Source organism: Calothrix sp. UHCC 0171 (genome assembly GCF_034931845.1).
Taxonomy (GTDB): Bacteria; Cyanobacteriota; Cyanobacteriia; order Cyanobacteriales; family Nostocaceae; genus Brunnivagina.
In genome coordinates, this window is record NZ_JAYGHN010000011.1 from 80,026 (window position 1) to 91,999 (window position 11,974).

General features: G+C 40.6%; 10 protein-coding genes. 3 read left to right on the forward strand and 7 right to left on the reverse strand.

The genetic code is table 11. The features are described from left to right. Window positions 1–636 precede the first annotated feature (636 nt). Window positions 637–1,923, forward strand: coding sequence for a hypothetical protein (locus VB733_RS11000; protein WP_323340127.1), 1,287 nt, complete (start codon window positions 637–639; stop codon window positions 1,921–1,923). Between the two features lie 216 nt (window positions 1,924–2,139). Here VB733_RS11000 and VB733_RS11005 read toward each other — a convergent pair whose 3' ends face one another. Then, the gene (locus VB733_RS11005; protein ID WP_323340128.1) at window positions 2,140–2,553 is read right to left on the reverse strand and encodes a hypothetical protein; all 414 of its coding nucleotides are present in this window, start codon (window positions 2,551–2,553) and stop codon (window positions 2,140–2,142) included. Window positions 2,554–2,804: 251 nt separating this feature from the next. Beyond that, entirely contained in the window at window positions 2,805–2,903 is a 99-nt protein-coding gene (gene psaM / locus VB733_RS11010) for a photosystem I reaction center subunit XII (protein WP_096612209.1), read from the reverse strand. A 202-nt stretch (window positions 2,904–3,105) separates the two neighbouring features. On the opposite strand from psaM, the gene VB733_RS11015 reads away from it, so the two are divergent. Beyond that, window positions 3,106–4,389 (forward strand): FGGY-family carbohydrate kinase, encoded by a 1,284-nt coding sequence (locus tag VB733_RS11015; RefSeq protein WP_323340129.1) that lies wholly within the window; start codon window positions 3,106–3,108, stop codon window positions 4,387–4,389. On the opposite strand, the gene VB733_RS11020 is transcribed toward VB733_RS11015, so the two are convergent. Continuing rightward, window positions 4,386–4,514, reverse strand: a complete 129-nt coding sequence (locus VB733_RS11020; RefSeq protein WP_323340130.1) for a hypothetical protein — start codon at window positions 4,512–4,514, stop codon at window positions 4,386–4,388. The genes VB733_RS11015 and VB733_RS11020 overlap by 4 nt on opposite strands. A gap of 477 nt (window positions 4,515–4,991) precedes the next feature. Between VB733_RS11020 and VB733_RS11025 the strand changes: the two genes are divergently transcribed. Then, entirely contained in the window at window positions 4,992–7,250 is a 2,259-nt protein-coding gene (locus tag VB733_RS11025; protein ID WP_416336311.1) for a hypothetical protein, read from the forward strand. A gap of 170 nt (window positions 7,251–7,420) precedes the next feature. Here VB733_RS11025 and VB733_RS11030 read toward each other — a convergent pair whose 3' ends face one another. The 4 genes from VB733_RS11030 to VB733_RS11045 are packed head-to-tail and all read right to left on the reverse strand — an operon-like array spanning window position 7,421 to window position 11,921. After that, window positions 7,421–8,851: an O-antigen ligase family protein gene (locus VB733_RS11030; RefSeq protein ID WP_323340131.1), complete on the reverse strand. Its 1,431-nt coding sequence runs from the start codon at window positions 8,849–8,851 to the stop codon at window positions 7,421–7,423. A 32-nt stretch (window positions 8,852–8,883) separates the two neighbouring features. Then, window positions 8,884–9,855, reverse strand: coding sequence for a glycosyltransferase (locus VB733_RS11035; RefSeq protein WP_323340132.1), 972 nt, complete (start codon window positions 9,853–9,855; stop codon window positions 8,884–8,886). Next, a complete protein-coding gene (locus VB733_RS11040; protein ID WP_323340133.1) occupies window positions 9,782–10,975 on the reverse strand; it encodes a glycosyltransferase family 4 protein in 1,194 nt (397 codons plus the stop codon). Before VB733_RS11040 ends, VB733_RS11035 begins: the two co-directional genes overlap by 74 nt. A gap of 58 nt (window positions 10,976–11,033) precedes the next feature. Beyond that, the gene (locus VB733_RS11045; RefSeq protein ID WP_323340134.1) at window positions 11,034–11,921 is read right to left on the reverse strand and encodes a glycosyltransferase family 2 protein; all 888 of its coding nucleotides are present in this window, start codon (window positions 11,919–11,921) and stop codon (window positions 11,034–11,036) included. Window positions 11,922–11,974: the final 53 nt, after the last annotated feature.

The following is an 11,974-nucleotide window of genomic DNA, read 5'->3' on the forward strand; positions in this document are numbered from 1 at the left end:
CATATAAGTCCCTTTCTCAGAATCTACTTTATCAATCCGCCAAAGCTAAGACTTCAGAACTAAAACTTGGACACAGTCGTTAGTAATTGATTGCTTGAAACTTAACTAGTAATTCCGATTCTTTCAATCTTATATTTATTTCTGAAAAGCAAAAAAGGCTTGGCTTGTATATTTTATATTTGGCTAATCCTGTCTTAGAATTATGCTGTGATTGCAGCAAACAATACCAGAATTGAGAAAATCAGAATCGAGATATGTAATAACCCGGAAATATCAACCAGGTTTTACAAAAAATCTGCGAGTCTCAAAAGCTCTAATTTTGTCATTTTTTGCCCACACATCTATATACTAATTATTTTGCAGGTGTATTTTATACTTTTTGTTTTCAGTGTAACTAAGTGAATATAGATTCGGGAAAATACCGTTTGTTTTCAGGAATTGCTGGATACCAAACTGTATGTATAGTTAGTCAGTCTCAAGAGGTGTATCCGTGATACACATTGTTTTTATGTAAAACAATGCAAAAATTTTGTTCAAAGCTAAAGTTTCCTGTTATACCTGTAATAGGTTTGTCTTGATTTAGCTGTCTCGGCATTTCTCTTCACACAGCAACACCCCCTTCTAGAGAGTCAACAGATGCTGAAAACCCTTTTGTTGTCAGGATGGTTTCGCGTACAACCATTTTTTAAGTATGTTGTAGTTGTCATGCTCATTGCGCCTTTCGTGGCAGCTAGCAGTCACGCCACATCGCTCACGCAGTCAGAAGCAGCAACAAGTGGTTCTGCTTCTGTCACCAAAAGTACCGACTCTACGATGGTAGAAACAGGAGGTGTTGGTGACTCTGCGATGAACCAAATATTACAACCTAATCAAAATAAAGATAATTTATCGGCAGAAATAATGGGGCCAATGCCGATGGAAATGGCTGCTGTTATCGAACCACATCTGTTAGGAAATAGGACTAGTTCTGGTTTGGAAGCGGGGAACAAGCTAGAGAAAGACCCATTTGCAGCTGTTGAATTAGCTCCGCCAGCAAATAATTCCGAACTGCGATTAAGTGAGAAGACGAGCCAAAACGATTTAATCCAAAGATTAAGAGCAGCTAGGAGTTTAACAAACGAAAATCAGACTTCATTACACGCAGCCAAAATTGACCCAGTTATTCGCGGCTCCCGCGCAAATATTGCCGAAATTACAGCACCAGGGCAAACTGATGTTGCTGAACAAAAGCAATCGGAAGACCCATTAGGTAGTGCTTATCCCATACCGATGAAATGGATTTCTCAAACCCAAGAATCTATGGGACCTAAGGGGGGTGGTGTTGGTTATTATCGAAGTGTTCCCGTAATTTCCCCTGACGGTCGTTATGCAGTATACAGTCGTGTGCAACTTGAAGTTAATCCAGAATTGCACAACAGTCGTGTCAGTAGTGTTTTATTTATCGAAGACCGGCAAACTAAACAATTGCGGGTTGTGACATCAACATCCCGTAACCGTGATGTATTAATTAATGTCAAATCTGCACCTGATGCTAACGGTGAAGGAACAATCGGTGTATTAGTTCCTATTAGTTGGTCAGAAAAAGGCGATCGCTTCTTGGCACGTCGATTTGAAGGGATCATGAATACATCTGATGTATCCGACTATGCAGTAATTTGGCATCGTGATCAAGACCGGACAAATATTGTTGGACCCGCCCAGGAAAAGGAAGAACACGAAAAAATTTCGATCCTGTTAGGCTGGAGCAAGTCACAACCCAACCATGTATTATTCCGCACAGGTGAACTAGGTGAAGAGGACTGGTCATTACTTAGCGTTGCTGATGACGGTAAAACCGCAAATGCAATTGAGAGAGACCAACCTGTTACTTTTGGCAAGCAAGCAACACAAGTTTGGGCAGGACCACAAGTAGCATATCGATAAGCCATAAAGTTACAAATTGCAAATTAGAAGAACCCCGTTTTCACAACTAGCAAAAACGGGGTTCTTTGATTTAAAAATATGCAATTTCTTATGACTTAATAACCTGAAAATAATTTTTGGAGTTTTAATTTTGCTATCACCAATAGACAATAACTACATAACTAAAAAGATATAAACTACCTAGTTACTAACTACTAGTTCTATAGTATTGTGCTTTCAAGGAGATACATTTGATTGGTCTAAATCATTCACTTCTTTATTCATCAACACGACTCGGCGCTGATTGGGATCAAAACGATATCCCTGCTGCTGCATAATACGTTGAGTCTGTCGCGGGTCAAAGTTACGACTAAACTCAGCCTGTAGGATATCGACACGAGCTTCCATTTGGTTGACTTCAGTGCGAACAGCCCGTAACTTTTCTTGTTGAGTCCAATGAGTAGGTAATATTTGTACCAAAGCTGATATAGCCGCAGTTGAGATGGCAATATTCACACCAATTTTGACAGTTGTTTCCAGTGCCATCACTCGATACGATCGCTGGCGAAGATGTCGATGTGGTCTGGGAGTGACGCGACTTTTTTGTTTTGGCTGTTGTAGCGGAGGGCTGGAAGATTGGATGGCATTCATAATTGTTAAGAAGAGAAACCTCGCTCTCGAAAACGGTTACACCGCAAACAGCATTTATTCTAACGAATGCGGTTTAGTTTTGCTGTCATATTACTGTATTTTTCAGATTTTGCTACGGTAATTTCACTGTGAAAAAGCAAACCTGGCAGTATTAGTCAGTATTTTCACTAGAATTAACGAAAATTCCCAGAAATTACCAGCTTTTCTGCCAGGTGACTAAACATTTACGATTAGGCAAATGTTAGTAAATTTTAGTTTTTGTACAATTCAGTTGCTAAACGCCAAGCCAATAAGCCTGGGATCAGAGCAACAACAAGAGCAATGTAGACTTGGGTATCTGATAATGACATCGCGTGAGTCCTCCTAGATTTACCAACTTATTTTAAAGAATTCATTTACTACTTTTCCTTGTTTTGCCAAAATTGGGGAATAGCTTGTTACAAGATGCAACATAACCTAGTTATTTGTTAATAGTTAATGCTTATTTGTCCATTTTAAACATTTGACTTTTGTCAAGTTTTTTTATTAAAAATTAAAATACTATTCAAGAATATGAGTTTGTATTTGGGCATTGATTTTGGAACTTCTGGTGCCAGGTGTGCAGTAATCGATGGGGAAGCAAAAGTCCAAGTAGAGGGGCGTTATCCCTGGAATATGGTACAGGAATCAGATTTACCTAGTTGCTGGTATCAAGCACTATTGACACTATTAGAGGGAATTCCCCTGGATTTGAGGCAAGAAATCCAGGCGATCGCAATTAATGGAACTTCTGCTACCGTGATGGTGTGCGATGGCTTAGGAAAGCCTGTAGGCACTCCCTTGCTCTACAACGATGCACGGGGAGCTAGTTTGTTAGAGCAACTGCAAAAGATAGCGCCAGCAAATAATACTGTATTGAGCGCAACTTCGAGCTTAGTAAAATTACTATGGTTTTCGCAGTTAGAATTTTTTGCACAAGCCAAATATTTCCTACATCAAGCCGATTGGCTAGGGTTTTTGTTGCATGGACAATTAGGTATTAGTGATTACCATAATGCTTTAAAGTTGGGGTACGACGTAGAAAAGTTAAAATATCCAGATTGGTTAGCGCAGTTAGATGTCGCGATTCTATTGCCGAAAATTGTAGCACCGGGAGATGCGATCGCCCCTATTACTCCCGAAATCGCTACTCGCTTTCATTTTCCTCCAGATTGCCTCATTTGCGCCGGAACAACCGACAGTATCGCCGCATTTTTTGCTAGTGGTGCGACATCTCCTGGAGAAGCCGTCACATCCCTTGGTTCTACCCTCGCTGTGAAATTACTCAGTCGTCACCGGATTGAGAATTCAAGATACGGGATTTACAGCCACCGTTTTCCCGATTTTAGTAAACTGGGAACACCAGAAGATTTATGGTTAGTTGGAGGAGCTTCTAATACGGGTGGTGCAGTATTACGTCATTTCTTCACCAACCTGGAATTAGAGAACTTGAGTCGGGAAATTCATGCGGAAACAAGCAGCAAATTAGATTATTATCCATTGTTGCAACCTGGTGAACGTTTTCCAATTAACGATGCAAATTTACAGCCACGATTGGAACCTCGTCCGGAAAATGATGTGGAATTTTTACATGGATTATTGGCAAGTATTGCTCGTATCGAAGCCAAGGGCTATGAATTATTACAGGAATTAGGTGCAGATAAATTAAGTCGGGTTTATACAGCAGGTGGAGGTGCTGCAAATGACAAATGGACAAAAATTCGCCAGGGATACTTACAAGTACCGATAGTATCCTCAATCAATAATGAAGCTGCATATGGCAGTGCCTTGTTGGCTATGTGGGGTACAAACCGCTAAATATTTTCCCTTAGTTCTACTTCATTACCCAATACCTTTACAATTTCTTCGCAAATATCCTCTATTTCAGTATCTACACCAGTGACAATCGACAAATCTCGGCAGATACTAGGTTTGTTAGACACTGGGCGTAATGGTTCCAGGTTAATCATCTGGGCAGCTATTTGGGGATGGGTGTTTCGCAATCAGCGAATATCATCTATCCCTTTAACTAATATTGGGAGTCTATTCAATTCCCCAACCAGAAGCATAACCGTATATTTGGGCGATCGCAATAAACTTAGGACTTACGCAAATAAACCCGGTTTCTATGCAAAATCGTTGTTTTGACAACCAGATATCGACGAAAAAACCGGGTTTCTGGCTTCACATGCATAAGTCCTGAAACTATCTGAAGAAATATAAAGTTTGTCGAAGTTATTGGCGACAGAGGTAATTGGAGATGAACGCCAAATAGTTGGTTCGGGATATTCGGACTTGGATAGAACCTCAGCAATTTGATTTTCAATAATTGTTAAAATATTAACCGTATCTTTATCAACTGACAGTGAAAACTGAACTAAGATTACTTATCAATTTTGAGTTTCTATTCATTGCTTGATATGAAACAACAGCTATTCTCTCAATTAAAAAATACAAACACTATACTGAAATCATTCTTCAACAAAATTTTGAAAATTCGGATTGTTGGGAGTCAGCGAAGAATTAGTTTTTTCATCTTGATGATTGTTGGGTTACTGGCTTCATTGTTACTAGCAATCTATTTAGCGACTAGTGCAGTACCACTAAAGAATCAACTAGCCAAAGCTCCACCAGCTAAAACTCACAAAACATCCTGGATTGGGAATACTTTTGGGAATAACGAAAAGTGGGTGCAAATTCAGATTAATGGGATGCATGTGACACCCGATGGCACTGTTTATACCAATAGCTATTGGGATGAGGCAGGTAGGGAAGCGGGAATATATAAAAATGGAGATGCGATCGCTAAACTTGAAGATTTGCATGGTTGGGGTAGACTGGGTGGTGTAGCGGTGACAGTCGATGGCAAGTATATCTACCTTGCTATGCAACAACAGCATAGTGGCAATCCTGGAGAAGATTATCCACCTGCGAAAACTAATTGGTACTGCGTGCGACGCTATGATTTGTCCGGTAAATCTGCACCATTTCCTGGTGGACGTGGCTGGGATAAAAGTATGTTAATCGTCAGTACAAAAAGTGAATTGACAGGGTTGGCAACTGTAGGTGATAAGTTATACGTCAGTGAAAAAGGTGCAAATCAAGTTCATATTTACAATCAGAACAATCTGCAAAAAATTCAAAGTTTTGCCGTTAAAAATCCCGGACAAATTGCTGTTGATAAACAAGGGACACTATGGGTAATTCAATCAAAAGATAATACCAAACCTGGCAAAATTCTCCACTATTCCCCAACAGGCAAAGAATTATCAGGGGTAATTGCAGATATAGAAAATCCCAATGCCATTTCAGTTGATAATCAAGGTCGGTTATTAGTTGCCGAGAACGGCAAGAACCAGCAAATACTTATTTACAATATTACCAATCAACCAAAACAAGTTGGTACATTTGGTGTTAAAGGTGGAGTATACGCAGGGATTTCTGGTAAAATTAAAGACCTCAAATTTTACGGCATTCACGGAGTTGGTAGTGACACTAGTGGTAATATCTACGTTGCCAATGATGGCTTTAATCGTTCTGGGGTAGACTTACGCAAACTATCCCCAAATGGCAAGTTGCAATGGCAATTGTTAGGCTTGCATTTTATTGATAATGCCGATGTCGATCCCATCAGCGACGGCAACAGCGTATTTACCAAACAAGAACGCTTTGTGATGGACTACAGCAAGCCTGCTGGTAAGCAATGGACTTACAAAGGTCATACATTAAATCCCTTTAAATATCCCCAAGACCCCCGCTTGCACGTTGACCCCGATGCTGCTATTATACGTCGCATCAAAGGTAAACTGTTCATGTTCCTTATGGATATGTACGGTACTAAAATTCAAATTTACCGCTTCAACAAAACTACTGATGGTGAAATCGCTATTCCTTCAGGCATGTTCGTTGGTAGTCGAGACGGAGATAAAAAACCTGCCTTTTCAGGAACATGGCCCCCCTTTCAACCTCAAAGTGGAGAATGGATTTGGCGGGATAAAAATGGGAATGGTAAATTTGAAGCAGATGAATACGATCGCAGTGAAGACCATCCTTATATTGGCGGATGCTGGATTGATAGTAAAGGGGATATTTGGAAAGCTTTACGCACTCAAGATGGCATAGGTATTCGTCATTATCCATTGCAAGGACTTGATAGTCATGGGAATCCTATATACAGCTATAAATCGATGCAAAAGCGATCGCATCCCAAGTTTATCGGCGATTTACGGCGGATTGAATATCACCCAGATACAGACACAATGTATTTATCGGGATATACAGAACAGCATCCCGCGATTAATGGCGACTATGCCAAGTTGATTGGTTCGGAGATTGTCCGCATTGATAATTGGAGTCAAGGGAATCTCAAACCTCGCTGGCGAATAGTCCTACCTACAGATAAAAGCGCCCCTCCTGAAGTTTTGACACCGACTTCAATGAGTATTGCTGGAGATTACATATTTGTCACCACCGTCAAAACCTGGGAAACCCATGTATACAGCACATCCACAGGAAAACTCGTCCGCACCTTAAAACCAGGGGCAGAAGTTTCTGGTGAATTGGGATGGGTTGATATTGCCTATGGTGTTCGCGCTTTTCGACGTAAAAATGGCGAATATCTTGTATTTTTGGAAGAGGATTTTAAAGGCAAAGTGATCATGTACCAAATGCCAAAATAGTCATAATCAATAATATCATGTCCGGTTGAATACTTCTTATTAAGACTGACGCGGAGAAATTTTAATTGTAAGTGATTATCCGAACATGATATAACAGCAAAATATAGTAAATAGACGTAGATAGAGACTTTTCATACAAAGTCTCTATTTATTTTTTACTTGGTAATAATTTAAACTCGATTAATTAGTTGATGTTGATAATACTTATGTCCAGCCAATGCGATCGCTAAAAAAGACCACATAATCATTCCAGAATTGCCGAGCATAATACTGAATATTGGTATCCCAATCACGCATCCGAAACCAATTGCACGGGCAGCAGCCAAGAAGGTATCGTATTGTAATTCCGTAGCTTGTAACACTTTGAGGAGTAATAAAACTAACCCTCCTACATAAATCACTGCTCCAAACCAACCCAGGGTAATGAAAGTTTCGAGAATTCCACTATCAACTACTATTGACTCTAACTTACCTTCCTTGTTGACAATAAAAGTGTTCCCAATGCCGTTACCAAGAACATTGCTCAAAGCGCTATTCAGTCCATTTTCGTAAATTTTCTGTCGAACTTGGGTGCTATCGTCTTTTTCTAAATTACTAAAAGTTTGCAAGCGATCGTTAATTGCGTCTGCAAATGGCTCCATGGTACTCAAAGGGATAACGCAAAGCGCCATAATTAGCATTGTAATAATCAGGCGCATTTGTAACTTTGGTCGAATTGATGTAAACATCGCTAACAATCCCACTACCCAGCATCCCCACATCACTCGCACCATTGAAAGTAAAAATGCCAGATATCCTGCTCCCGCAGCTGGAAAATTTAAAAATCCTTTTCCATTGAGTAATAATAACAATCCTGCCATCATCATCACAGCAAATGGTCCCGGAGAATGCATCGTACTCCAAACCCGAATTTGGAAGGGCGCAGGGTTTCCCATACTGGCTAGTTTTGTGCTGATGAGCCAAAATTTATCCCATTCCGGAGCAACAATATATTGATATATGCCGTATACACCTGTCACCAATACACCCCAAACAAAAGTTGTCTGGATAACTTGGCGATATCGGGGGTAGTTGCGCCAATTAATAAATAAATAGAAAGCAAAACTAATTGGTGTTAACCAATCCAGCATCGCTCGCGCAGCAGTAAACGCTGAAGTGTTTACCATTCCCATCAAAAAACCATAACTAACACCAATCAGAGCCAAAACAAATGGCAACCCACCCTCACGATAAGATCGAGGCAAGTTTTTTAAACAACCATATAAAGTTATTAGCGTAACCAGATATGGGGCAACCAATAGCAAACGACTTTCATCAAAAGCTGTGCGAAAATCGATCACACGGGAGACAAATGGCGTGACAAACCACATCCACCAAGTGAAACCTAAGTAAAAAGTGGGATATCGTGCGTACAGCAAAACACCGACAGCAAATGATAGCAGGATGTAGGCAGGACGGAAAATTGAGCCGATGCCACCAATTAAGCATACTGCTGTAAATAGCACCAGTGCTGAAATTGCCAACCAAGCTAGAATAGGCTGCTGTTCTGTATCGATATTACCAATGTGGGGATTTCCGGGAATTGACTGCCTGTAAGTCATATCGATTTGAGATTTTGGATTGGGATAAAAAACTATTTTGTGGTGGCAACTTCTTTTGGTGTTGTGACATTGCGATAATTTAACCAACTTTGCCAGCCTTTAATTCGACCATCCATAGATGCGATCCATTTCTGTACAGTCAAATTACTTTCGCTAGGTAATAATCGTAACAATTGTACCAAACCCAATGCTTCCCGTGTCCCAATTAAAAATGCCCAGAAAATAAAGATTGTCCGTTGCAATAGGGAAAAATGTTCGAGTAACACAAGGGTTTCATTGTGTACCGCATTTGACCAAGCAACACTGTTAAATTGGTCGCGCTTATCTTCATCAAAACGTACTGCGGGATAATGGTCAACAGCAACTAAGGGGTCAAAAATTATTTTCCAACCCCTACGTCGTAAAGCAAGATTAAACGCCAATTCAAAATGAACTTGGGCACCAGTTCCCAGCATCCGTTCATCAAAACGCATTCCTTGGATAGCGCTCCGGCGAAACCCCATATTTACACCCTTGAGGACATCAACTTCACGGGCTTTCCCTACGCCAAAGTGATGATTGCCAATTACCCTGCCAAACCATTGCAAACGTCCAACATCTTCCCTCTCGCCTTCTTCCTTAATCCGGGTACCGATATACTGCCAATCTCGTCCCCCAACTGCGCCAATTTTCGCATTTGCTTGGAAATGTGCTTCCATACGTTCCAACCAATCAGGATGGGGTGCAGCATCGTCATCGGTAAAGGCGATAATATCTCCACTGGCAACACTCAAACCTTGATTCATAGCAGCGACAACACCAGCAACCGTAACTGTCACTGTTTGCAATGGCAAAGTGATTTCGCGGTTATAGCTGGCTAAAAATTGCCAAGTCTCGGCATCAATATCGCGGACAGTGACGATGACTTGATTAACTGGACGAGTTTGGTGTTTAAGCGCTTCCAAGCACCGTGCTAGGTCTTGTGGACGGCGATAAGTCGGTATTATTACGGTGATGCTTGTCATTAACCATTCCCTCAAACAAATCCATGTAGAGTTGGGCTTTACTAACCCAAGTATTACGTTCAGCCACAGCACGAGATGCTTGCCCCATGCGAGTTCTGAGTTGGCGATCGCCTGCTAAAGTCTTTAAGGCAGTTGCCAATCCCTCAACATCGTCGGAGTTTTCTAAAACAAACCCGCATTCTGGTGTCACCAATTCCGCACCTCCAGCACTCGTGGCTGTAATCGCTGGTAATCCCGATGCCATGGCTTCGAGTAACACCAAGGTGCAAGCTTCGTAACGGGAAGGAAAAACGAACATATCCACAGCTTGCATAATTTTGGACATATCGCGACGGAAACCAAGAAAATGGACGCGATCGCTTAATCCCAAAGTCGCTGCCATTGCCGGATATGGGCTACCCTCAGTATTCCCCACGACAACTAAATGCAAATCTGATACTTTCACTAAAGCGTGCAAAACTGTATCCAAGTTCTTGCGATTAGTCCGAATATCACCAGCAAATAATGCTAAATTTACACCCTCCGGTAAACCAAGTTCCGTGCGGTTGGAATTTCCTGGAGTAAACTCCTCAATATCAACGCCATTATGAATAACTTGAATACGTGAGTCTTCAATTCCCAGGTCGTCAATTAACTCTTGTTTGATTTTATCTGACACGGCAACTGCTACCTTCGCTTGCTGGAATGCTTGCTTTTCCCAATGAGCATTTAAAGCACTATAAGCCCAGTGATAAATTCCGTAGATATTTTTGTGAATACGTGCGGTATGTACGGGCGACTGTTGCCAAGAGGTATGCACGAACTGCGATGTATTAACATCTCCAGGAGCCGAAGTGACAGCACCATAAACCTGCACTAAATCAAATTCATGGCGATGTTTTTGCAACCATCCATCACTCTGACTCGAAAATACCATTTCTTTAATTAATGCGGTGGGATATTTTTCTACATCAAAGTGAACCCACCTAACTAAAGGATGTTCCTCAAGTTCGGGAGCAACTTTTCTGGCGACTAAAGTCATTTGATGACCGCGACGAATTGCTTCCCAAACAATTTCATAATTCGCTCGACCTTGACCATCGCCTTTAATGACATAGGGTGTAACAATACAAAATTTCATAACTGAACCTGCTTGCAATATAAATCTGAATAACTATCAAGTCATGATTAATGAATTTTTAAATACTTAAAGAAGGTTGCCATAACTTGTGAATGCGAGAACGACGGACAATTTCTGGCAAAGCTTGAATAGTTCTGCGTCTAAATAAATAAAATGTCATATGCACAAAATACATAACTAGGAAAATAATTAATTTTAATGGACTAGGAAATAAGTCTTTATAACGTTTAATCCCAACGTAAAGTCGAGCGGCTTCAATCGAGATTTCGTAATTTGTTAAAGTACCCATATCTGGAATATCCAAAACACTTACGCCATTTTCTCCAGGGTGAATGACTCGTAATTCTGGACAGTGTTTAATCTTGTAACCGCGTTGTAATGCTCGTAAGCTGAGTTCTGCATCTTCGTAACCAAAAAATATATTTTCATCCCACTGCTCTTGCTCAAAAAAAACACGCGGAAATAAAGTCGCATGAATCGCTACTGTTTGCGGAGTATTTCTGGTGGTACGAAAATATCCCCGGAAATTAAGTTCTCCCCCCATCATTTCTTCTTTCCCTTGAGGATTTCGACTCACTCCAGAAAGAATTGTCTGCTGTTGTTCTTCCACAGACATTTTTTGATATATCTCTCTAGCTTGTGTCAAGTAGTTGGGTTCAACACAAATATCATCATCAACAAAAGCAACAAAATCAGTTTCTGAAGGTGGAATTGCATTGACTGCATTGTTGCGATTCCCACATACCCCAATCCGAGGTCCCAAAATGTATTTTGTCCCTGGATATTTGTTAACTATATCTGAATTAATTTGCTGAATCTCCTCAATTGGCGAGTCATCAGAAACAATAACCATATTGGGCTGAGTAGTGGAATTCCATAATGCTTTGAGACAAGCTTCAAGAGCTTCTGGACGATTTCTAGTGGTGATACAAGCTGATATTCGCATGATTCTTGACCTCAATTAAAATAAAATTTTCCCAATATCTAGAGGGTAATAAA